The sequence below is a fragment of the Dichotomicrobium thermohalophilum genome (assembly GCF_003550175.1).
GTDB lineage: Bacteria > Pseudomonadota > Alphaproteobacteria > Rhizobiales > Rhodomicrobiaceae > Dichotomicrobium > Dichotomicrobium thermohalophilum.
In genome coordinates this window covers 2,042,342-2,064,814 of sequence record NZ_QXDF01000001.1, presented here as the reverse complement: position 1 = coordinate 2,064,814, position 22,473 = coordinate 2,042,342, and the positions used below count along the sequence as shown (strand labels likewise).

General features: G+C 65.0%; 21 protein-coding genes and 1 tRNA gene. 16 read left to right on the top strand and 6 right to left on the bottom strand.

Going from position 1 to position 22,473, the window contains the following annotated elements:
• Positions 1–35: 35 nt before the first annotated feature.
• Positions 36–1,367, top strand: a complete 1,332-nt coding sequence (locus BXY53_RS09625) for a bifunctional folylpolyglutamate synthase/dihydrofolate synthase (RefSeq protein ID WP_119061596.1) — start codon at positions 36–38, stop codon at positions 1,365–1,367.
• Here the strand turns inward: BXY53_RS09625 and purN are convergent.
• On the bottom strand, positions 1,364–2,029 hold the full coding sequence (purN, locus tag BXY53_RS09620) for a phosphoribosylglycinamide formyltransferase (protein WP_119061863.1): 666 nt from the start codon (positions 2,027–2,029) through the stop codon (positions 1,364–1,366). The genes BXY53_RS09625 and purN overlap by 4 nt on opposite strands.
• Positions 2,026–3,093: a phosphoribosylformylglycinamidine cyclo-ligase gene (purM, locus tag BXY53_RS09615; RefSeq protein ID WP_119061595.1), complete on the bottom strand. Its 1,068-nt coding sequence runs from the start codon at positions 3,091–3,093 to the stop codon at positions 2,026–2,028. Before purM ends, purN begins: the two co-directional genes overlap by 4 nt.
• A gap of 174 nt (positions 3,094–3,267) precedes the next feature.
• Here purM and BXY53_RS09610 point away from each other — a divergent pair, with 174 nt between their 5' ends.
• The 7 genes from BXY53_RS09610 to BXY53_RS09580 all read left to right on the top strand — a co-directional run bounded on the left by BXY53_RS09610 (position 3,268) and on the right by BXY53_RS09580 (position 10,974).
• Positions 3,268–4,323 carry a hypothetical protein gene (locus BXY53_RS09610; protein WP_119061594.1) on the top strand — a complete coding sequence of 352 codons (1,056 nt, stop codon included), beginning with the start codon at positions 3,268–3,270 and terminating at the stop codon, positions 4,321–4,323.
• 48 nt (positions 4,324–4,371) lie between these two features.
• A complete protein-coding gene (locus BXY53_RS09605; RefSeq protein ID WP_119061593.1) occupies positions 4,372–4,920 on the top strand; it encodes a CDP-alcohol phosphatidyltransferase family protein in 549 nt (182 codons plus the stop codon).
• 30 nt (positions 4,921–4,950) lie between these two features.
• The gene (locus BXY53_RS09600; RefSeq protein WP_119061592.1) at positions 4,951–5,640 is read left to right on the top strand and encodes an HdaA/DnaA family protein; all 690 of its coding nucleotides are present in this window, start codon (positions 4,951–4,953) and stop codon (positions 5,638–5,640) included.
• Positions 5,641–5,675: 35 nt separating this feature from the next.
• On the top strand, positions 5,676–7,943 hold the full coding sequence (locus BXY53_RS09595; RefSeq protein WP_210209215.1) for an RNA degradosome polyphosphate kinase: 2,268 nt from the start codon (positions 5,676–5,678) through the stop codon (positions 7,941–7,943).
• A gap of 15 nt (positions 7,944–7,958) precedes the next feature.
• Positions 7,959–9,548 carry a Ppx/GppA phosphatase family protein gene (locus BXY53_RS09590; protein ID WP_119061590.1) on the top strand — a complete coding sequence of 530 codons (1,590 nt, stop codon included), beginning with the start codon at positions 7,959–7,961 and terminating at the stop codon, positions 9,546–9,548.
• 155 nt (positions 9,549–9,703) lie between these two features.
• A complete protein-coding gene (locus tag BXY53_RS09585; RefSeq protein ID WP_119061589.1) occupies positions 9,704–10,633 on the top strand; it encodes a DnaJ C-terminal domain-containing protein in 930 nt (309 codons plus the stop codon).
• A complete protein-coding gene (locus tag BXY53_RS09580; protein ID WP_119061588.1) occupies positions 10,633–10,974 on the top strand; it encodes a chaperone modulator CbpM in 342 nt (113 codons plus the stop codon). The genes BXY53_RS09585 and BXY53_RS09580 overlap by 1 nt, the downstream gene beginning before the upstream one ends.
• A gap of 90 nt (positions 10,975–11,064) precedes the next feature.
• On the opposite strand, the gene rnd is transcribed toward BXY53_RS09580, so the two are convergent.
• On the bottom strand, positions 11,065–12,288 hold the full coding sequence (gene rnd / locus BXY53_RS09575; protein ID WP_119061862.1) for a ribonuclease D: 1,224 nt from the start codon (positions 12,286–12,288) through the stop codon (positions 11,065–11,067).
• A gap of 245 nt (positions 12,289–12,533) precedes the next feature.
• On the opposite strand from rnd, the gene aspS reads away from it, so the two are divergent.
• Together aspS and BXY53_RS09565 are read left to right on the top strand one after the other, a co-directional pair.
• A complete protein-coding gene (gene aspS / locus BXY53_RS09570) occupies positions 12,534–14,471 on the top strand; it encodes an aspartate--tRNA ligase (protein ID WP_119061587.1) in 1,938 nt (645 codons plus the stop codon).
• Between the two features lie 69 nt (positions 14,472–14,540).
• Entirely contained in the window at positions 14,541–14,798 is a 258-nt protein-coding gene (locus BXY53_RS09565) for a hypothetical protein (RefSeq protein WP_119061586.1), read from the top strand.
• A 52-nt stretch (positions 14,799–14,850) separates the two neighbouring features.
• Here BXY53_RS09565 and BXY53_RS09560 read toward each other — a convergent pair whose 3' ends face one another.
• A complete protein-coding gene (locus BXY53_RS09560) occupies positions 14,851–15,252 on the bottom strand; it encodes a BLUF domain-containing protein (RefSeq protein WP_119061585.1) in 402 nt (133 codons plus the stop codon).
• 166 nt (positions 15,253–15,418) lie between these two features.
• On the opposite strand from BXY53_RS09560, the gene BXY53_RS09555 reads away from it, so the two are divergent.
• On the top strand, positions 15,419–16,063 hold the full coding sequence (locus tag BXY53_RS09555; protein WP_119061584.1) for a hypothetical protein: 645 nt from the start codon (positions 15,419–15,421) through the stop codon (positions 16,061–16,063).
• 5 nt (positions 16,064–16,068) lie between these two features.
• Here BXY53_RS09555 and BXY53_RS09550 read toward each other — a convergent pair.
• Positions 16,069–16,142 (bottom strand) — tRNA-Cys (locus BXY53_RS09550).
• 229 nt (positions 16,143–16,371) lie between these two features.
• Here BXY53_RS09550 and BXY53_RS09545 point away from each other — a divergent pair.
• The 5 genes from BXY53_RS09545 to BXY53_RS09525 all read left to right on the top strand — a co-directional run bounded on the left by BXY53_RS09545 (position 16,372) and on the right by BXY53_RS09525 (position 21,271).
• The gene (locus BXY53_RS09545) at positions 16,372–17,064 is read left to right on the top strand and encodes a protein-L-isoaspartate O-methyltransferase family protein (protein WP_119061861.1); all 693 of its coding nucleotides are present in this window, start codon (positions 16,372–16,374) and stop codon (positions 17,062–17,064) included.
• 67 nt (positions 17,065–17,131) lie between these two features.
• Positions 17,132–17,596 (top strand): DUF4864 domain-containing protein, encoded by a 465-nt coding sequence (locus BXY53_RS09540; protein WP_119061583.1) that lies wholly within the window; start codon positions 17,132–17,134, stop codon positions 17,594–17,596.
• A gap of 85 nt (positions 17,597–17,681) precedes the next feature.
• Positions 17,682–19,403 (top strand): chloride channel protein, encoded by a 1,722-nt coding sequence (locus BXY53_RS09535; protein ID WP_119061582.1) that lies wholly within the window; start codon positions 17,682–17,684, stop codon positions 19,401–19,403.
• Positions 19,390–20,535 (top strand): ABC transporter substrate-binding protein, encoded by a 1,146-nt coding sequence (locus tag BXY53_RS09530; RefSeq protein WP_119061581.1) that lies wholly within the window; start codon positions 19,390–19,392, stop codon positions 20,533–20,535. The genes BXY53_RS09535 and BXY53_RS09530 overlap by 14 nt, the downstream gene beginning before the upstream one ends.
• On the top strand, positions 20,528–21,271 hold the full coding sequence (locus BXY53_RS09525) for an NAD-dependent deacylase (protein ID WP_119061580.1): 744 nt from the start codon (positions 20,528–20,530) through the stop codon (positions 21,269–21,271). Before BXY53_RS09530 ends, BXY53_RS09525 begins: the two co-directional genes overlap by 8 nt.
• 103 nt (positions 21,272–21,374) lie before the next feature.
• Here the strand turns inward: BXY53_RS09525 and BXY53_RS09520 are convergent, their stop codons facing one another.
• Positions 21,375–22,376, bottom strand: a complete 1,002-nt coding sequence (locus BXY53_RS09520; protein ID WP_280985263.1) for an ADP-ribosylglycohydrolase family protein — start codon at positions 22,374–22,376, stop codon at positions 21,375–21,377.
• Between the last annotated feature and the right edge of the window lie 97 nt (positions 22,377–22,473).

The following is a 22,473-nucleotide window of genomic DNA, read 5'->3' as shown; positions in this document are numbered from 1 at the left end:
TGGCGCGCCCAACCCCCTAACCAACGGACTGAAGAATCGTGGCGAGTTCCGAATCCGCGACCATTCTGCAGCGGCTTGAACAGCTGCACCCCAAACTGATCGACCTGTCGCTGGGGCGGATCGAACGCCTCGCCGCGGCTCTGGGCAGCCCGCACGAGCAGTTGCCCCCGGTGATTCACGTCGCCGGGACGAACGGCAAGGGCTCGGTGATCGCCTATCTCAAGGCGATGCTGGAGGCCGCGGGCTTGCGCGTGCATGTTTACACGTCCCCACATCTGCGCGACTTTAGCGAGCGCATTTGCCTTGCCGGGCCAGAAGGTGCGCAACCGATTGCTGAAGACGCCCTGAGCGAGCTGCTCGAGCGGGTGGAGCGCGCCAATGCCGGCGAGCCGATCACGTTTTTCGAGATCACGACCGCCGCGGCCTTCCTCGCCTTCGCGGAAAACCCGGCCGACGTGGTGATCCTCGAGACCGGCCTGGGCGGGCGGCTCGATGCGACCAACATTGTGCGCAGCCCGGCCCTGACCCTGATCACGCCGGTGTCGATTGACCATGCCGACTTCCTCGGCGATACCATCCCGCAAATCGCCGCGGAAAAGGCGGGCATCATCAAGCCGGGCGTGCCCTGCGTGGTCGCGCGCCAGCCGGATGAGGCGCTTGATGCGATCGTCTGCAACGCCTCCGACCTGCGTGCGCCCATCCTTGCGGGCGGCAGCGCCTGGGACGCCTATGAGCAGCATGGCCGGCTGGTCTTCCAGGACGAGAACGAGCTGATCGACCTGCCGCTGCCGCGCCTGATCGGCCGACATCAGATCGAGAACGCGGGCATAGCCGTTGCGGCGGTGCGTAATCTGCCGGGCTTCGAGATCACGGAAAGCGACATCGCCAAGGGCCTCAACGATGTAAGCTGGCCGGCGCGGCTGCAGCGGCTCGGCCCGGGGGCGCTTCATGCGCTGACCTTTCCGAACTCGGAGTTGTGGCTCGATGGCGGTCACAACCCCTCCGCGGCGCAGGCGCTCGCGGGCGCGATGGCCGAGCTGGAAGAGCGGGTGCCATGCCCGCTTCACCTGATCATCGGGATGATGTCGAACAAGAACGCCGCGGCGTTTCTCGCGCCGTTCGCGGGGCTGACCGAATTCGTGGCGACGGTGGCGATCCCCGGCCAGCCGAACGCCTATACGGCCGGCGAGCTTTCGACGATGGCGCGGCACCAGGGCCTGTTCGCCGAGCCGGCGCGGGATCTGGAAGACGCTTTCAACCTGAGCCGGAGCGTGGCTCAGGGGCCGGTTCGTATCCTGATGACGGGTTCGCTCTATTTTGCCGGCAAGGTCCTGGAGGCGCACCAGCATGGGCTGGCGCGGATTTAATGGCCGGGTAGGGGCGCGAAGAGCGTGACGCCTTCCGGCTGTGGAACGTCAGGGGCATAAACTACGCGATCATCCTCGACCCACGCCGCGCCACTGGCCACCAGCCGCACCGCCCACGGGTATAGCTGGTGCTCGGCACGTAGCACGCGCGCGGCCAGCGCCTCGGCGTCGTCGCCGGGCAGGACGGGCACGGCGGCCTGCGCCACGATTGGCCCCTCATCCATCTCGGCGCGCACGAAATGCACCGTGCAACCGCTGATCCGCACGCCTGAGGCAATCGCCCGTTCATGTGTGTCGAGCCCGCGGAAGGCCGGCAGGAGCGAGGGGTGAATGTTGAGCTGGCGATCGCGCCAGAGTTGGACAAACTCTGGCGTGAGCAGCCGCATGAAGCCGGCGTTGCAGACCAGCTCGGCGCCGGCGGCGCGCAGCGCATCGTCAAGCGCGCGGTCAAAATCGGTGCGGCTGGCAAAATGCTTATGATCGATCACCTGAGTCGGGATGCCAGCGCTTTCCGCGAATTGAAGGCCCGGCGCCCCTGGGCGGTTCGAGATGACAACGGCAATTTCGGCCGGGTAGTCGGGCGTCTGGCAGGCCTCGATCAACGCGGCGAGATTGCTGCCGCGTCCGGAGATGAGCACGCCGATTTTCCTATACCCGCTCATGTTGGCCACGCGATCTGACCGGTGAAGTGGACGGGCGTGTCCGTGCGTGCCACAAGCCGCCCGACGAGGTAAGGTGTTTCACCTTCGGCCCGCAGTGTGTCCATGATCGGCCCGGCATCTGCCTCTGCCACGATCACGGCCATGCCCACGCCGCAGTTGAAGGTGCGCAGCATGTCCGCGTCGCGCACGCCGCCTTGGCGCGCCAGCCAGCCGAACATGGCTTGTGGCCTCAGCTCGGCGAGGTCGACCGCTGCGGCAAGTCCATTCGGCAGGACGCGCGGCAAGTTTTCGGTCAGTCCGCCGCCCGTGATATGCGCCAGGGCCTTGATGCGCGGCAGTCCGGCGAGTACCGGGCGCACATAGATGCGCGTCGGGGTCAGCAGGGCTTCCCCCAGCGTGATCTCCGGCGCGAAGGGCGCAGGCGACATCCAGTCCAGCCCGGCATCCGCCGCGATGCGCCGCACGAGCGAGAAACCGTTAGCGTGCACGCCGGAAGAGGGCAGAGCGATAATGACGTCGCCCGCCGCCAGGTCGGCCCGCGGCAGGACGGCGCTGCGCTCCACCGCGCCGACCGCAAAGCCGGCGAGGTCATAGTCCTGCCGGGCGTAGAGCCCTGGCATCTCGGCCGTCTCGCCGCCGATCAGCGCCGCGCCGGCCTCCTTGCAGCCCGCCGCGATGCCGGCGACGACTTTCTCCGCCACTGCCGGATCAAGCGCGCCGCAGGCGAAATAATCGAGGAAGAACAGCGGCGTCGCGCCCTGCACGATCAGGTCGTTGACGCACATTGCCACCAGGTCGACGCCAATACCGCCGTGCTGGCCGGTTTCGATCGCGATTTTCAGCTTGGTGCCGACGCCGTCGGTGGCTGCGACGAGGATCGGGTCGGTAAAACCCGCCGCGCCAATATCGAATAGCGCGCCGAAGCCGCCGAGATCGGCATCCGCGCCAGGCCGCGCTGTTGACGCGGCGAGCGGTTTGATCGCGCGCACCAGGCGCTCGGCGGTGTCGATGTTGACGCCGGCCTGTTCATAGGTCAGGCCCTTCTCAGCAGGCTTGTCAGACATGCGCTCATTCCGTCATTGCCTGCCACTTGACTTGCGCGGCTGAGGGCGCAGGGTCAAGCGGTCTGTAACTTCGCGGCGCGTTTTGCGCTCATTTCCGCCGGACTCGTTGCCGATAACATGGCAAATTGGTAAGTGAGCCATCTCACAACCCCTACGCGCTTGAGTCGACGAACAATGATCAGATTTGCGTTGCGCCTGTCCTGTGGTGTGTTTGCGCTGCTCGCGGCGTTTGAGCCCGCTGCGGCGCAGTCGCCGGTCTATACCGTGGCGAAGGTCGCGGTGAATACGAAGGCCAGCGACGCCGTGACGGCCAAGGAGCAGGCGATCCGCGAAGGCAGCCAGCGCGCCTTCCGCAAACTTCTGTCCCGCCTGGTGGCCTTCAAGGCACATGACCGCCTGCCGGAGTTGAGCGCATCGGCCATCGACGGGATGCTCGACGGCTTTGTCGTGCGCGAGGAGCGGTTCTCCAGCACGCGCTATATTGCCACGCTCGATTTCACCTTCGAGGCCGGGAAGATCCGAGATCTGCTCAACCGCATCGGGTTGCCACATACCGATCAGCAGTCGCCGCCGGTGAAGCTGTTGCCTGTCGCCCAAGGCGAGAGCGTTGGCGAGACATGGCGCGCGGCCTGGGGAGCGCTTGACCTGAAGCACGGTCTCGCTCCGCTGGACATGCCGCCGGCGCAGGCCGCGAGTCTGCCCGCGGGGATGAGTATGACAGCGCGGGCGGTGCAGGTGCTGCAGGGCCGGCTTGGCGCGCCGCGGCTCGTATTGGCGTTTGCGGCGGTTGACGCCTCGGGCGGGCGGCTGCGCGTCGCACTGCGCGGGGAAGATGCTGTCGGCCGCTTCGCGTTCGCGCAGGATTTTCGGGTTTACGACGGCGACATCGCGGAGGCCGCGGGGCGGGCGGCGCGCATAGCGCGCATGGCGTTGGAGGCGCGCTGGCGGCTGACCTCCTTGAAAACCCAGGGTGCCCTCGACGGCCCCGCGCCGTTGGAGAGCTTCGCGCTGACGGCCGCATTCGACAGCCTGCCGGCGTGGCAGGACATGCGCTCGAAGATCTCGAGCATATCCGGTGTGCAGGATGTGGAGGTCAAGTCGCTGTTCGCGGGCGGCGCGGAACTCGTGCTATCCTTCCCTGGCGGGGCCGAGCGCTTCGCAAAGGCGGCTGCGGCGCGGGGGCTAACGCTCGACAGGAGCGGCGGTGAATGGATCTTGCGCCAGCGGTGAGCCGGCGCACGCGCCGTGGTCAGCCCAGCGTCTGTTGGCGAGGAAGCCGTGTATCTGCCGAACCTGATTACGGTCATTCGGGTCCTGCTCGTTCCCGTGGTCGTCTGGCTGATCATTCACGGGGCGCATACCGCCGCCTTCGCACTGTTCCTTCTTGCGGGGGTCAGCGACGCCATCGACGGCTTCCTTGCGCGCCACTTCGACTGGGGCACAGAGCTGGGCGCCTATCTCGACCCGCTGGCTGACAAGATGCTGCTCGTTGCGATCTACGTGACGCTCGGGCTGCTCGGTCACATGCCGGCCTGGCTGGTAATCGCGGTGGTCAGCCGGGACGTGTTGATCGTCGGCGCGGTCATCCTGTCCTGGATGCTGGATCGGCCGGTAGAGATGCGGCCCTCGAAGGTCAGCAAGGCGAATACCGTCGGGCAGATCATCCTTGCGGGCGCTGTCCTGGCGCAGCTTGGTTTCGCGCCGGTGCTCGAGGCTCTTGTCACCCCGCTGACATGGGTTGTCGGCATTCTCACTTTGGCGTCCGCCGCCGTTTATCTCGCCCGTTGGCTGCGCCATATGGCGTATTATGATGCGCTGGGGGATTAGCGCGCTGGTTGCGAAGAGAGCGTTCGTGTGATGGCAAGCCAACCGTCTGGAAAAGGCAACGCGCAACTGGCGCTCGACCTGCCGCATGTCCCCGCGCTGGACGCTGACGATTTTCTCGTCAGCCACTGCAACGCCGAAGCGATGCGCCTGATCGCGAGCTGGCCGGACTGGAGCGCGCGCTGCGCCTTGATCGCCGGCCCGGCAGGGGCGGGAAAGAGCCATCTCGTCAATGTCTGGCGCGAGCGCAGCGGCGCGCGGGTGGTTTCTGCCGGGGGTATCGAAGAAGACATTGTCGACGGTCTGGAAGCCGGCCCGCTGGCGGTGGAAGATGTCGACCGTTTGCTGAGCGACGAGCGGGCGCTGTTTCACCTGTTGAACCTGTCGCGTGAGCGCGGTTTCGATATCCTGCTCACCGCGCGAAGCCTGCCGGGCGCCTGGCCCATCGCGCTTGAGGATTTGCGCTCGCGGCTGCGCTCGCTGCCTTTTGCGGAGATCGGCCCGCCGGACGACGCGCTGTTGCGCGCCGTGCTGGTGAAACTTTTCGACGACAGGCAGCTTTCCGCGCCACCGACCGTGATCGACTACCTACTGCGACGCATGGAGCGCTCGGTCGCCGCGGCGGCCGATCTGGTGGCGCGGATGGACAAGGCGGCGCTGGCCGAACGGCGGCGGATCACACCGCGTTTTGCTGCGCGTTTTGTGGATGCCGAACAGGGCTGAGGGCGGCCTGAACGCGAACCTGTGGAGCCGACATGATGAGCATTGCCGAGAAACTGCCGAGCGATGATGCGGCAATCCCGCAGGACTATCGCGGCTACGGGCGTTTCTATAACCGCGAATTGTCTTGGCTCCAGTTCAACCGCCGCGTGATGGAAGAGGCGGAGAACCCGAACCATCCCCTGCTGGAGCGGCTGCGGTTTCTGGCGATCTCGGCCTCGAACCTGGACGAGTTTTATATCGTGCGCGTCGCTGGCCTTCGCGAGCACATCGCCGAGGGCATTGCCACGGTCAGCCAGGACGGCTTGACCGCCAAGGAGCAGCTTGCGCGCATCAATGACATGGTTGCCGACATCTCCAGGGCGCAGCACGAGCAGTGGCAGACGCTGAAAGACGCTCTGGACGAAGCAGGTGTGCACGTCCTCGGCCCTGACGAGATCACCAAGGCCGACCGGGACTGGCTGGAGGACTTTTTCCAGAAGCAGCTTTTCCCGACGCTCACGCCGATCGCGGTCGACCCGGCGCACCCGTTTCCGTTCATCCCGAATTTCGGACTGACGCTCGGGCTGGAATTGACCGAGAAAACACCACGCTCCGACGTGCCCAAGCCGGAAAAGATGTACGCGCTGATCCCGATGCCCTCGGGGCTGCAGCGATTCATCCGTTTGCCTGTGTCTAAAGACGACACGATGCCGAACGGCCGGCCCCGCGTGCGCTTCATCCGCTCGGAGACGCTCGTCTCGCTGTTCGTCGACCAGCTCTTTCCGGATCATGTCGTGGAAAGCCAGGGCGCGTTCCGGGTGCTGCGCGACAGCGACATCGAGGTTCAGGAAAAGGCCGAGGACCTTGTGAGACTGTTCGAGACGGCTTTGAAGAAACGCCGGCTCGGCTCAGTGATCAGGCTGGGGATCGAGGCGGCCATGCCCGAAGACTTTCGCAACATGGTCATCAACGCGCTGGAGGTGGATGAGACACAGGTCTTCACGCACAAGGGGCTGCTTGGCCTGGCGGACGCCAAGGAGATGATCGTCGATGACCGGCCCGACCTGCTGTTCGCGCCGTTCACGATCCGCTTTCCCGAGCGCATCCGCGACTATGGCGGCGACTGCCTCGCAGCGATCAAGGCGAAGGATATCATTGTCCACCACCCCTACGAGTCCTTCGACGTTGTCTCGCAGTTCCTGAAGCAGGCGGCGGCTGATCCGGACGTCATCGCGATCAAATGGACGCTTTACCGCACCTCGAAGCAATCTCCGATCGTCGAGGCGCTGATCGCCGCGGCGGAAGCGGAGAAGGAGGTGACCGCCGTCATCGAGATCAAGGCACGCTTCGACGAAAAGGCGAATATCGGGTGGGCGAAAGACCTGGAGAGCGCCGGAGTGCGCGTGGTGTTCGGCTTCCTGGAGTTGAAGACCCACGCCAAGCTGGGCCAGGTCGTGAGGCGTGAGCCGGGTGGGGTGCGCACCTATTGCCACATCGGCACGGGTAACTATCACCCCGTCACGGCGAAGATTTACACCGACCTGTCATTCTTCACCGCCGACCCGGCCATCGGTCGGGATGTGTCGCGCATCTTCAACTACGTCACCGGATACGCCAAACCGCGCGACCTGGAACTGATGTCGGCCTCGCCCGGCGGCATCAAGGACTGCATACTCGATCATATCGCCAGGGAGGCCGAGCACGCCCGCGCCGGACGCCCTGCGGCCATCTGGATGAAGATGAACGCGCTGGTGGACAGCGACATCATCGACGCGCTTTACGCCGCCAGCCGGGATGGCGTCCCGATCGAGCTGATCGTGCGCGGCATCTGCTGCCTGCGCCCGCAGGTGCCCGGCCTGTCAGAAAACATCCGGGTGAAGAGCATCGTGGGGCGCTTTCTTGAACATGCGCGCATCTACTGCTTCGGCGACGGTCACGGCTTGCCCTCGACAAAAGCCCGCGTCTATATCAGTTCGGCAGATATGATGCCGCGCAATCTGGAGCGACGCGTGGAGGCGATGGCACCGATTCTGAACCCGACGGTGCATGAGCAGGTGCTCGGGCAGATCATGCTGGCGAATCTGAAAGACAACCAGCAGAGCTGGGAAATCCTGCCCGACGGCACCTCCCGCCGTATCGAACTGGCTGACGGCGAGGAACCATTCAACGCGCATCAGTATTTCATCAACAACCCGAGCCTGTCCGGCCGCGGCGAGTCCCTGCGCAAGAACTTCCCGCCGCGGGTGTCGATCACATGGGGCAACGGCCCCGACGAGGATGACGCCGGAGAGCCGCCGAAAAAGGCGCGGCAGAGGCAGAAGTAATGCGGAAACCTCGCCATGCAGCAGGATGACCGCCCTCGCTTCGACCGGCGCAAGCCCGTTGCGGTCATCGACATCGGGTCCAATTCCGTCCGGCTGGTGATCTTCGAGGGCCTGACCCGCAGCCCGACTCAGCTTCACAACGAAAGCGTCACCTGTCGTCTCGGCAGCGGCGTCGCGCGTACCGGGCGCATGAAGGACGAGAATGTCGCGCGGGCGTTGGACACGCTTCGCCGTTTCCGCGCGCTTATCACCCATATGGGCGTGAAGATGTTCCATCCGTTCGCCACGGCGGCCGTGCGCATCGCCGCGAACGGGGACGAATTCATTGCCGCGGCGGAGCGGATTTGCGGCACCCGGATCGAGATTCTCAGCGATGTGCGCGAGGCCGAGCTCACCGCCAATGGCATCCTGTCCGGCTTCATGAACGCCGATGGCCTGGCCGGCGACATCGGCGGACGCTCGCTGGAACTGGTGGAGATCCGCGAGCGAAACATCCGGCTGGACAACCCGCGGCCCCGCAGCCTGGCACTTGGTCACCTCTACATGCATGAGGCCTATGGCGACGACTTCAACGCCGGCAAGACCGAAGCCGACCGGGCGCTGTCAGAAGTGGACTGGCTCGACCTCGGCAAGGATCGGCCTTTCTATGCCATCGGCGGCGAGTGGCGGGCGATCGCACGTCTGCACATGGTCAAGACCGGCTACCCGCTGCGCATCTACCACGGCTACCAGATCGACGCGGACGAAGCGCAACGGTTCACGCGCGACGTGGTCAAGAGCGCCAACGGCGCGATCCCCGGCATCGACCAAATCTCCCGCAACAGGCGGGATACCATCCGCCATGCCTGTCTGGTGATGTGGCGGCTCTTGAAGCGGGTGAAGCCCTCGCGCGTCGTGATCTCGGCCTTCGGCGTGCGCGAAGGACTGCACTACACGCTGCTGGAGGAAAAGGAGCGCGCCCGCGATCCGCTGGTCGCCGCCTGCGAGGATGCCGCGGTCATCGGCGGTCGCTCGCTCGATTACGTGCGCGAGTTGTGCGACTGGACGGACAACTTGTTCGCTCTCGTTGGTCACGAGGAAACGGCGGAGGAGCGGCGGCTACGCCGTGCCGCCTGCCTGCTGTCTGATGTGGGCTGGCGCGCGCATCCGGATTATCGCGGCGAGCAGAGCCTCAACCTGTCGGCCCACTGGGCGGTGGCCGGCACCGACCACCCCGGCCGGCTGTTCATCGCATTGGCCAACTATTACCGGCACGAGGGCTCGCTGAAAGGCGAGTTGAGCCCGCTGTTTCGCAATCTTCTGGCGCAAAGCCCCGACGGCGAAAGGGCACACGAACGTGCGCGCATCCTCGGGAGCGCCATGCGCGTGGCCTACATCATTTCGGCCGGCACGCCGGGAATCATCAGCCGGACGCCGCTTGAGGTCGTAGACGGACGACTCACGCTCAACCTGCCGCCCAAATTCCGCGAGTTCGACGGCGAGCGCGTCCGTCAGCGGTTGGATCAGCTTGCCAGCGTGCTAAATCTTGATTCGAGCATCAACGCAGACGCAGCGGACATGCGCGCGCCCCGGCTGGTTTCGGCGCTGACCGACAAGCTGCGCTGAGCGGAAACCGGTGCGCGCGGCCGCGCCTTTCACAAGGCGATATGGCTAGGGCTTTCCGTATGCGTCGAATGGATCAATTTATGGTATGAGGCAAGACTCCGGCACGGTCGCAGACAGCTTTCGCCGGAACTGGCCGAAAGGATTTGAGACAACGAATGGCAACGGATCTTTACAGCGAACTCGGGGTGAGCCGTAACGCGTCGGACGAGGAAATCCGGAAGGCGTACCGGAGTCTGGCGAAGGAGCATCACCCGGACCTGCACCCCGGCGACAAGCAGGCTGAGGACAAGTTCAAGCGCATCTCCGCAGCGTTCGCCATTCTCGGCGATCCGGAGAAGCGCCGGCGTTATGACGCGGGCGAGATCGACGAGACCGGCCAGGAGCGCGCGGCGCACCAGTATTATCGCGAATACGCCGATGGCACCGAAGGTTTCCGCTATCACTCGCGCGGGGGCTTTGAGGACTTCGGTGATATCTTCGGGGACATTTTCGGCCGGGCGGGGCGCGGACGCGCCGGCGAGTTCCACATGGCCGGGATGGATTACCGCTATCACCTGGAGATCGACTTCCTGGAAGCCGCGCTCGGCACCAAGAAGCGGGTCACGCTGCCAGAAGGCGGTACGCTCGACATCAACGTGCCCGCCGGCGTGACCGACGGCCAGGTGTTGCGTCTGCGCGGCAAGGGGGAGCCGGGCGTCGGCCGCGGCCAGCCTGGCGATGCGCTGATCGAGTTGAGTATTCGCTCGCACCCGATCTTCCAGCGCGACGGCGACGACATCATCGTCGAGGTCCCGCTCAGCATCGACGAGGCTGTGCTGGGGGCCAAGGTGCAGGTGCCGACCATTCATGGCACGGTTGCGCTCAACATCCCGAAAGGAACCAGCGGCGGCCAGACCTTCCGCCTGCGCGGTAAGGGCATCGAGAACGCCCGCACCAAGCACAAGGGCGACCAGCATGTGCGGACCCGACTCGTCCTGCCGTCTCAGCCAGACCCTGAGCTCGAAAAGGCCATGCAGCAATGGCGAGACGCCAAGGGCGGGACCAGCGGCTTTGATCCGAGAGCGAAACTGCGAGCTTATCTGTGATGCGCGGCATTCGTGAGGTCATTCTCGAAGTCGAAGGCGTCAGCGAGACCGATCTGCGCGTCTGGATCGAGTACGGCTGGATCCGTCCAGCTCGCTCGGAGGAGGATTATACCTTCACCGAGGTCGACATTGCGCGTGTCTCCCTGATCGCGGATTTGCGCCAGCGCATGGGCATCAATGACGAGGCAGTGCCCGTCGTGCTTGATCTGATGGACCAGATTTACGGGTTGCGGCGGGAGTTGCGCCGGGTGCTCGACGTGGTCGATCGGCAACCAGAGCCGGAACGCTCGCGCATCCTCCAAGCGCTGCAGGAGCACGCGTCGGACGACGAGCTCGGTTAGCTGGAGTTCGGGGGCGTCGCTGGCTGCGTCAGTGCGAGCAAAGCGACGACGCAATCCCGGTGAGGTGTCCACGCGCTGGATTTTTTCGGCTTAGCCACGGGCGCGCTGGGGGCGTTCCGTGTTGTCCTCCGCGGCGCTAGGAAACGTCGTGACTTGGCCGTCCTCGATGCCCAGCGTGAGCCGGCCGGCCTTGAGCGCCAGCGCCTTTTCACCGAACAGCTCCCGCCGCCAGCCATGCAGCGCGTGAACGTCGGCCTCGCTGTCCACGGCGATCTTGTCGAGATCATCGCTTGTAGCGATCAGGCGCGGGGCGACATCGTTGCGCGCGGCCACGGCCTTCAGCAGCACGCGCAATAGATCGGCGACCGCCTGGGCCTGTGGCGGCATCGGCTCGCCGCGCTTCAGTTCCGGCACGTGATCGAGTTCGCACTCCAGCCCCCGCGCAACCGCCGCGAGGATTTCCTGTCCGCGCGCCGAGCGCGCAAAGCCCTCGCTTATCGTGCGCAGCCGCGAGAGCTCCTCGACCGATTGGGGCGCCTGGATCGCCACGTCGTTGATCGCATCGTCCTTGAGGATGCGTGGGCGCGGCTGATTGACCTCCTGTGCGAGACGCTCCCGCCAAGCGGCAATCTCCATGAGCACGGCAAGCTGGCGGCGCGTGCGAACCTTCAGCTTCATGCGCTTCCAGGCGTCCTCGGGGGTCATTGCGTAGTTCGCCGGATCGGTCAGGTCGGCCATTTCCTCCGCAAGCCACGGCTCGCGCCGGTTGGCGCGCAGCTTTCGCCGCAGCTTTTCATAGACATCGCGCAGGTGCGTCACATCCGCCAGCGCATAGTCGAGCTGGTTTCGGCTCAGAGGCCGGCGGCTCCAGTCCGTGAAGCGTGAGGTCTTGTCGAGCTTGGTCCTGCAAAGCTTGTTGACCAGCGACACGTAACCGACGGACTCGCCGAAGCCGCATACCATCGCCGCGATCTGCGTGTCGAACACCGGCTTGGGGATCAGCCCGGCGAGGTGATAGATGATCTCGATGTCCTGCCGGCCGGAATGAAAGACCTTCACCACGTTCTCGTTCGCCATCAGGTCGAAGAAGGGCCGGAGAAACGCGATCTGCGCCGCCAGATCGCCCACTACGAGCGGGTCGATCAGCGCCTCGACCTCACGGCTGGCCACCTGGATCAGGCAAAGCTTCGGCCAGTAGGTCGATTCGCGCATGAACTCGGTATCGACCGTGATGTAGTCGGCCTTGGCGAGGGCACCGCATAGCTCGGCCAGATCGCGGGATTGGGTGATGATGCGCGGTGGTTGATCGTTCATGAGCATGTTGTAGCGCACAGCGAAGGCGATGTCGTCAGACGGCTTGCAAAATTCCCGCGCGGAACCAGTTTTCCAATAATCCCATCCAGGTCGCAAGCTCATGTGCCGGCAGAGCGATCCGCCCGGAGCCGGCCTCGCGCAACGCGCATCGCCGGACCCGACAGCGCGCCAGCACCCGCTTGACAAAGGCGCCCTCGCATGTGCTTTTCGCGGCTTGAAACGGCAAGCGAAGGATCACGGAACCGATGGCTCAGGCGAAAGCGAAATCAACGGCCGCCAAGTCCGGCAAGCAGGGCCAGACCAGACAGAAGCCGGCAACGCAGTCGCACCGCACGCACATCCCCGAGTTGCGCGACGGCGTCGCGCCGCACACCTACCGCACGCACAACTGCGGCGAGTTGCGCAAGGATGATGTGGGAACGCAGGTGCGCCTGTCCGGCTGGGTGCATCGCGTGCGCGACCATGGCGGCCTGCTGTTCATCGACCTGCGCGACCATTACGGCCTGACCCAGTGCGTGATCGAGCCGGAGAACGCACATTTCACGCTGGCCGAAGACCTGCGCGCGGAGTGGGTGGTGCGCGTCGACGGCAAGGTCGTGGCGCGGACCGATGACACCGTGAATCCCGACCTGCCGACCGGCGAGGTCGAAATCCGGATCGACTCGCTCGACGTGCTCTCGGAGGCGAAGGAGCTGCCGCTGCCCGTGTTCGGCGAGCCGGACTATCCGGAGGACACCCGCCTGCGCTATCGCTTCCTGGACCTGCGCCGCGAGACGCTCCACCGGAACATCATGAAGCGCGTGCAGATCGTCGCGTGGCTCCGTCACCGGATGACGGCGGATGGCTTTTTCGAGTTCCAGACGCCGATCCTGACCGCCTCCTCGCCCGAGGGCGCACGCGACTTCCTCGTGCCTTCGCGCCTGCATCCGGGCAAGTTCTACGCGTTGCCGCAAGCGCCGCAGCAGTTCAAGCAGCTCGTGATGATCGCGGGCTTCGATCGCTACTTCCAGATCGCACCGTGCTTCCGCGACGAGGACGCTCGCGCTGACCGCTCGCCCGGCGAGTTCTATCAGCTCGATATCGAGATGAGCTTCGTCGAGCAGGACGATGTCTTCAACGCCGTGGAGCCGGTGCTGCGCGACCTCTTCATCGAGTTCGGCGAAGGTCGGCCGGTCACGGAAAAATTCCCGCGCCTCAGGTACTGGGATGCCATGCGCCGTTTCGGCACCGACAAGCCGGACCTGCGCAACCCGATCGAGATGCGCGATGTCAGTGAACACTTCCGCGGCTCGGGCTTCAAGGTGTTCGCCAGCTTGCTGGAGAAGCACAAGGGCAAGCGCGACTGGTATGACAACGCCGAGGTCTGGGCGATCCCGGCCAAAGGCGGCGGCTCCCGCGCCTTCTGCGACCGCATGAACAACTGGGCGCAGGAGGAAGGGCAGCCGGGCCTTGGCTACATCTTCTTCCGCGAGGGCGAGGGCGCTGGTCCGGTGGCCAAGAACATCGGCGCGGAGCGTACAGAGGCGATCCGCAACGAGCTGGGTCTGAGCGACGGCGACGCGGTGTTCTTCACCGCCGGGGTGCCCAATCACTTCGTCGATTTCGCCGGCCGCGCGCGCACGAAGGTCGCCGAGGAGCTGGAGCTGATCGATACCGAGCGCTACGAATTCTGCTGGGTGGTCGACTTCCCGATGTACGAATGGGACGAGGACGCCAAGAAGGTCGAGTTCTCGCACAACCCGTTCTCAATGCCCCAGGGCGGGATCGACGTCCTGGAGAGCATCGAGCGCGGGGAGACCGACCCGCTGGACGTGCTCGCCTGGCAGTATGACGTGGTGTGCAACGGGGTCGAGCTGTCCTCCGGCGCGATCCGGAACCACATCCCGGAGATCATGTACAAGGCCTTTGGCATCGCCGGCTACGGCCCGGAGGTGGTCGAGGAGAAGTTCGGCGGGATGCTGCGCGCGCTGCAATATGGCGCGCCGCCCCACGGGGGCATCGCGCCGGGCCTGGACCGCATGGTGATGCTGCTCTGCGACGAGCCGAACATCCGCGAGGTGACGATGTTCCCGCTCAACCAGCAGGCCGAGGATCTGATGATGGGTGCGCCGAGCGAGGTTTCGCCGGAGCAGCTCAAGGAGCTGAATATCCGTCCGGCGCTGACGCAGCAGCAGAAGAAATAGCGCGGCGGCGCGCGACTCATCCTGTAGCCGCCACGATACGTAGTTTCCGGGTCAACCCTGGAGGCTACCATGGCTCGCCGGCATGCACCCGCCACACTGTCCGAATGGACCCGCTTTCTGTTGCTCCACGCAAGCGCAGGCGCCGCGCTCGGCGTGCTGGTCGGGGCGGGGCTCCTGGTAAGCGACGTGGCGGGGATCGGCACGCTGTTCTGGGAGAGCCGGGCGCGGGTTGCGGTGGGCGCGTTATATTTTCTCAGCTTCGCGTCGACATTCGCGGCCGGAAGCATCGCCACCGCCATCATGGGGCTGGCGGGCAAGGATCGCTGAGGGTGCGGCGTGCCTCGCGGCGCCGGGACGCGGGCCGGACGGTCACGCGCCGTTACTCGGCCGGCTCATGGCGCAGTCGCTCGAAGACCTGCATGATCTCGGCTTCGGTTGCCTGCTGGACGGCACCGTCGGCCACTTCGTCCATGCTCCACATCCACGAACGCGCGGGATCATGGCGCATGGCCCATTCCGCGAAAAGCCGCTCACTCACATCGCGCCGGGTCAGCCGTTGCACGTTGATGTGCCGATCATCGCGCGCAATCCGGTTGTAGGCGGCGTCGACAACCTCGGGCGGGCCCTCCAGCAGTTGCAGGAACAGGTCCTGACGAACGATGAGCGTGCCCGTTATGCCGTCGCGTGTATTGCACCGGCGTGCGTCGAGCAGGATGGTGCCGAGCACGGCTTCGTCGAATCCAAAAGGGCGAGATGCGTAGGTGAGCTGGACAAGCGGCATATTCGGCTCCTTGCCCTTGGAAGGCTAGGCGGATGGGCGAAAACTGTCAAGCAAACTTGACGCTTTGGTGGGGCTGCCCTCGCGGCTGTTGCTCTGATCCTCAGGTCAGTCTTTACTGATCAGTGCGGCGGGAGCGCCATGGCACACCGGACCATCGGGGGACACCATGACAAGCAGGCTGGAGGCGCGTCTTGAGGATTTGGCGCTGCGCGACCGGATCGCGCGCGAAGCGCTGGGGGCAAACGGCGAGAAGCTCAAGGACGCGATTGCCGAGAAGGAGCGTGGGGAGCGCGAGCGGACAGGCGTGCCCGAAGCGGAAATCAAGGGTATTTTCGACTGGTATGTCTGGGACGAATACGCGACCGGAGCCTTCGAGAACGTCGAGAGCATCAACCTGCGCTGGGTCTCGGGCGATTCGGCCAAGGCGCGCCTGCTGGAATACGTGCCCGATCCCGTCGCGCCCTTCGCCTTCACCACCTCGGACGGCCGTCGCATCAAGCCGGGGCGGTTCCTGACCGACGGCGGCACCGTCCCGGATGCGGCCACGCTGGTCTCCGGCATCGACCGCTTCGGCTACCTGCCGGCTTACCTGATCCACGACTGGGACTACGTCCTGCATCACTGCGGGCAGCTGCCACCCGAAGTCACGCAAGCGGCGGCGGATCGGGCGCTTCTGGAGGCGCTCAAGACGATGATGACCGGTGGGCTGATCTCGGAATCGCGAAAGGATTTCTGGGCGATCAAGACGGCGCTGGAGCGGTTCGCCGCAAGCTATTGGGATGCTGACACGCCCTGTTCGCTGGAGGTCTAGCGTGGTGGAGGCGCCGCCCGGAATCGAACCGGGGTACACGGCTTTGCAGGCCGCTGCGTAACCACTCCGCCACGGCGCCCCTTGTGATCGTCATATAGCACGGAAAAGCGAAACGCAAAACGGGTTCACACCTCTTCTGAAACCGCGTTGAAGTGCTGGATGATATTGTGCCCGCTGCCTACCTGATATATGGCGATGCGGAACGGTTTCATCTATGGTCAGGCCGCGCCGCAGGGCGTCACGCGCTGCCCACTATCCAGACGCAGAGCTCTTTTGCCGGTCACGGGTTGCACGAGCGGGGACAGGACATGACGGACTACAAACGCGCGCGGGAGAACATGGTCGAATCGCAGATCCGCCCCAACGGTGTGCGCGATCCGGGCCTGTTGCGCGCGCTTTACCGCGTGCCGCGTGAGGTGTTCGTGCCGGCCTCGCTACGCCCGCTCGCTTATGCCGAAGAACACCTGGCGATCAAGAAACTCAACGGCGGCGCGCGCCATGCCCGCTACATGATGGCGCCGCTGATGCTCACGCGGCTGATCGACTTGTTGCGACCGCAACCCAGCGACGTTGCACTGGATGTCGGTTGTGGAACCGGCTATTCCACCGCACTGCTTGCGGCGCTGACGGAGTCCGTCGTCGCGCTGGAGAGCGACCCGGAACTCGCCGAGGCGGCGGCGGAAAACCTGACCAGCCTTGGGATCGACAATGCGGCTGTGGTTCAGGGGCCGCTGGCGGAGGGGTATCCGAGCGAGGCACCCTTCGACGTCATCCTGGTCAACGGCTCGGTCGACGAGGTGCCGCAGAGGCTGCTCGACCAGCTCGGCGAGGGCGGCCGGCTGGCGGCCTTTGTCCGTGAGCCGACCGCAGCGATCGAGGACACCTTCGGCTATGCTTACAGCTATGAGAAGTCCGAAGGCTGGGTCAGTGGCCAGCTCGAATTCTCCGGTGGCGCGCCGCTTCTCCCCGGTTTCGAGCGGCAGCAGGGCTTCTCGTTCTAGCAGGCGAGTTGAACCGCGGCAGCTTCTGCGCGTACCCTCAAGGTTACGGCAAGCCTTGGGAGTGTTCATGATGCGTATTCTCACCGCCCTCGTCCTTCTCGCAGTGCTTTTCGCCGCGCCGGCCCAGGCGCTCGACGTCCAGCGACCCGATCCTGCGCTGAGCGCGAAGGAAGTGGTGTCGATCCAGCTTGAGGCGCTTAGAAACAACGACGATCCGCGCAAGGATGCCGGTATCAAGCAGACCTATGCCCTTGCGCATCCGCAGAACAAGGCGCTGACCGGACCGCTGCCGAAGTTCACGCAGATGCTTGAAGGGCCGCTGTACCGCATGATGCTGAATCATCGGGCCCATACGATCGAGGAAGTTGCACAAGGCGAAGGCCGTGCTGTCTTCGGCGTGACCATCGTCGACGCCGCCGGCGAGGTCTACAAGTTTCGCTGGACTGTCCGGAAGATCGACACGGGCGATTATGCGGGCGCATGGGCAACCGTCGCCGTCTCCCCGCCCCAGACGGCCGACGACAGCATCTAGGCATTTTCAGCCTGGCTTCGGTGGTCTAGGGTCTTTGTGATGCGGGTCCGCCGCGCGGGCCTGCCCAGCCAGAAGCCGGGCCAACGTGCTGCGATTAGAGAGCGCCTATCGCATCGTCATCATGTCGCTCGTCGGCCTCACGGTCGGCGCAGCCGCATCGCTTGCTTCGCTGGCGTTCATTGATGCGCTGTTCTGGCTGAACAACGCGCTGCTGGTCTCGGCCTATTCCCGCATCCAGTACGAGGCGCAACCCGCCCTGCTGGCCGCCGCGACAATTCTCGTCCCCACGGTGGGCGGGCTGATTGTCGGGCAGATCGTTTCGCGCTGGGTCGCGGAGCGCCGGGGGCTTGGCCCGCCCGACGCCATTCTGGCGGTGCAGACGCGCGAGTCCCCGCCGAGTTTCAAGAGTGGGGTTGCCTCCACGCTGGCCGCCCTCGTGTCGCTCGGATGCGGCGCGTCGGTGGGGCAGTACGGCCCGCTTGTCTATCTCGGCACACTGATCGGCGGGCTGGCGCAGCGGCTCAATCTGATGGTGCGCGATCTGCAAAGCGTGGCGATCGCCTGCGGCGTGGCGGCGGCGATCTCGACGGCGTTCAACGCGCCGATCGCCGGGCTGGTCTTCGCGCATGAAGTGATCCTGCGGCATTATTCGCTGCGTGCCTTTGCGCCCGTCACGGTGGCCGCGGCGACGGGCTACGTCATCGCCAACGTCATCCTCCAGCGCCCGCCGCTGTTCCTCGTCGAGTTCGCCGGCGTCGAGCACGGGCATGAATTCGTGCTGTTCGCGGTTCAGGGCGTGCTCGCTGCCTATCTTGCCGCGGGGTTCATGGGGCTGATCGCCTTCGCCGGTCGCATGGCGCAGCGCTTGCGGCTGCCGGCGCCCGTGCGGCCTGGTCTGGCGGGCCTGGTGCTTGGGCTGGTGGCCTTGCAGCTTCCCGAGGTGCTGGGCGTTGGCAAGGAGACGTTGCGATTCGCCACGATCGAGGGCGCCTTTACCGTCGATGAGCTGGCGGTCCTGGTCGCGGCGAAGCTGGCAGTGACGGCAATGTGCGTCGGTTTCGGCTTCGTCGGCGGGGTGTTCAGCCCGGCGCTACTGATCGGCGTCATGGCGGGGGCGCTCTTCGGGATGGTCTGGCCGCTGATCTTGCCGCTCGCCCACTCGGGCATCGTGCCGTACGCGATCTGCGGGATGATGGCCGTGACCAGCCCGGTGATCGGCGCGCCGCTGACGACGATCCTCATCGTGTTCGAGCTGACCCGGAACTACGACTTGACCATAGCGGCGATGGTGGCGGTGGTATTCTCCAATCTCGTCGCTTATCGGATTTTCGGGCGCTCGCTGTTCGACGTGCAGCTTGCCGCGCGCGGCTTCGACCTGTCGCTTGGCCGGGACAAGGCGATTCTCGGCGTGCGCTCGGTCGCGGAGAATGTCAGCCAGGACTACATCGCCATGCGCGCGGATGAGAGCCTTGGCGCGCTGACGGCGCGGCTGAACGCAGTGGGCCGGTCGGAGGCGGTCGTGATCGGCGCGGACGGCGTTTTTCAGGGGCATATCCGCCTGCAGGACGTGGTGGATGAACCGCCGGAAACGCCGCTCGGGGCGGTCGCGCGCAAGGACGAGTTAGTGTTCCGCGAGACGACGACGCTGTGGGAGGCGATGGACCGCATCCGTGATTTCGTCGGCGAGGCGGTGCCGCTTGTCGATGCGCGGGGGCGCGTGATGGGCGTGGTGCCGGAAGGCGCGGTGATCCAGGGCTATATGGAGGCGGTGCATGACCTGCGCCGGGAAGAGAATGCGGCGGCTTAGCGTGCTGGCGCTGCTCATGGTGTTGTTCGGCGGGGGACCGTCCGCCGCCGATGAGCCGCGCACGCTCACGGTGCTGACATGGGGCGGCGCCTACGAGCAGAGTCAGCGCGCGGCGATGTTCGCGCCTTTCACGCAGGCGACCGGCATCGAGATCGAGACCGTGCGCTATAATGGCGGCATCGAGGCGTTGCGCGATCATCTGGCCCAGCCGGGCGCGCCGGAATGGGATGTCGTCGACATGATCCGCGCCGACGCCCGCGCCGCGTGTGCGCAGGGGCTGCTGGAGCCGTTCGACCCGGATATTCTCGCAGACTCACCGGACGGGGTCGCGCCGGAGGAGGATTTCATCGACGGCGCGCTCGGCGACTGCGCCATCGTCCAGCTCGTCTTCGCCACCGTGATCGCCTATAACGACGACGCTTTCCCCGGCGAGAAGCCGCGCACGGTCGCCGACTTCTTCGACACGGAGCGCTTCCCCGGCAAGCGCGCGCTGCGCAAGGCGCCTGTCGGAATGCTGGAATGGGCGCTGCGATCCTACGGGGTGCCGCGCAGCCAGCTCTATGATCTGCTCAGCACCGAGCGCGGTATGCGGCTGGCTTTCCGGCGGCTGGACAGCATCCGCGACGACATTATCTGGTGGCGTGGCGGGGCCGAGCCGGTTGAGCAGCTCACGAGCGGGCATGCGGCGATGGCGACAGGCTTCAACGGGCGCTTCTTCCACGCGCAGGTGATCGAAGGCGAGCCCATCTCCATCATCTGGGACGGCGCGCTGCTGGAATACAACAGCTGGGCGATCCTGAAGGGCACGGCGGACAAGGACATCGCGGAAAAATTCATTCGCTTCGCCACCGGGGCCGAACGGCTGGGCGACATGGCCAACCGCATCTCCTATGGTCCGGCGCGGAAATCGGCGCAGCGGCGCGTGGGGCTGCATGTGACGACGGGTGTGCCCATGCGCGCGCATATGCCAACCACGGACCGGCACATGGCCACCGCGATCCGCAAGGATGACCGTTGGTACAGCCAGACCGAGGCACTGCGTCAGCGCCGGTTCGAGGCATGGCTGGCCCTTGGCGAGAAACAGAGTGCGAAGGCCGACCAAGCGAAATCTGAAGGACCACGAAATGACTGACATTCCTCTCCCAAGTGAACTGCAGCACGCCGGCAGCCGCATCACCATCCTGACGGGCGCGGGGCTGTCGGCGGAGTCGGGCTTGCACACCTTCCGCGATCGCGGCGGCATCTGGGAGAAATATGACCTGACCGAAGTGGCGACGCCGGAAGCCTTCGCGCGCAACCCTGCCTTTGTGCTTGACTTCTACAATCAGCGCCGCCGCGCGAATGAAGACGTTAAACCCAACGCCGCGCATGAGGCGCTCGCCCAGCTGGAGCGGGAGCATGACGGCGTAGTCTGGGTGGTCACGCAGAACATCGACCCGCTGCACGAGATTGCGGGGACCAAGAACCTCGTCCATATGCACGGCGAGATCACGAAGGCACTCTGTGCGGAGTGCGGCCATCGCGAAGACTGGGGCATGGCGGACATCACGCCGCAATCGTCGTGTCCGGCCTGTGGCACGATCGGGCGGATGCGGCCGGACGTGGTGTGGTTCGGCGAGATGCCCTACCGGATGGAAGAGATTTTCGATCTGCTGGCACAGAGTGATCTGTTCATATCGATCGGGACGAGCGGCACGGTCTATCCGGCCGCCGGTTTCGTCGAGATCGCGCGGGAGGCGGGCGCCTGGACGCTGGAGCTGAACCTGGAGCCGTCCGAAGGCGTGTCGCAGTTTCACCATGCGGTACAGGGCAGGGCGACGCAGACCGTCCCCGCCCTCGTCGAACAGATTTTGCGCGGAGAGGCTTGAGCGCCGTTGGCCTCAAGACAGTCGGCTCGGACGGTCACGGGAATGTAGCCGTCGATGGCTACTGATCCTCAACTATCTGTTCAAATCCTCAAGTTCGTGCGAATCAAACTCCCGGATATACGGCGAATTGTTCTTCTGTAAATTCGTTTGACCAGTCTTGAACCTCTACAAGATCGCGGGCGAGCCTCAGGATAAGGTCGCGGCATTCGATCTGGTTTGACCAGGGATGTTCAAAGACCTGATCAGGATAAAGTAATCCAAGCAGATTGCCAGCAACGGCTCCCGTGCTGTCGCTATCGCCACTGTGCGTCACGGCACAGCGCAAACCGTCTTCCAGATTCGAAGTTGCCAACGCGCTGTAGAGCGCGATCGAAAGCGCTTCCTCAGCCACCCAGCCGCCTCCCAGAAGCTCGACCGTTTCCGGAGACCCGTCTCTGGTCGCGTATAGCGCGGCCTCAATGGCGTCTGCCGTCTCGGAGCCGTTGTCGAGATCACGATAGTCAGACAGGAGGCGAACCGCTGTCTGTTCCAGCTCTTCACCAAGGAACACGCTGTGAAGCAGTTCTGCCCATGCGGCCGCGGCCAGCTGGCCGGTTGCATGACCATGCGTCAAGGCGCTCGTCGCGATCGCCACCTGCCGGATGTCCCCAGTCGGCACGCCAAAGGCCACGGGCGCGACCCTCATGATTGTTCCGCATCCCTTACTGTCATTCCGGGCTGGCTCGCCAAAATGCCGAGCGCTCCCTAAACTCGACAGACATGTGTTGCCCGGCGCCCGACGGTGATGAAGCCGGGCGTCTTCCACGAGACCAACATGGTCCGCGTCGGTGACGGTTGCCTCAACGCCCTGCGTGCACAACCATCGCAGCAATGCGTGGTGGACGACACCCGCAACGGAGACGATACCCTTCAGACGGCCCCGAACCCATGACCTGATCAGTCCTTCAGCGGTAAACAGCGTCATTTGGGTGTCGTCGGTGATGGCCCCGACGATCCCTTGATGCTGCGGCAGTTCCCTCAAACCGTTCGGAAATTGGTGCGCGATCCGGTCGAGCGGCCAGAACTCGATCTCCGCACCGAGACTGTCGCCCATTGCGCCCGCCAACAGGCTCGCCTGTGCCAGAAACGATGGGTGTTGTGTCAATTTCGCTGCCTCGCAGTTTCCTCAATCAAATCCGTGCACGCACCGCAGGACGGCGCGA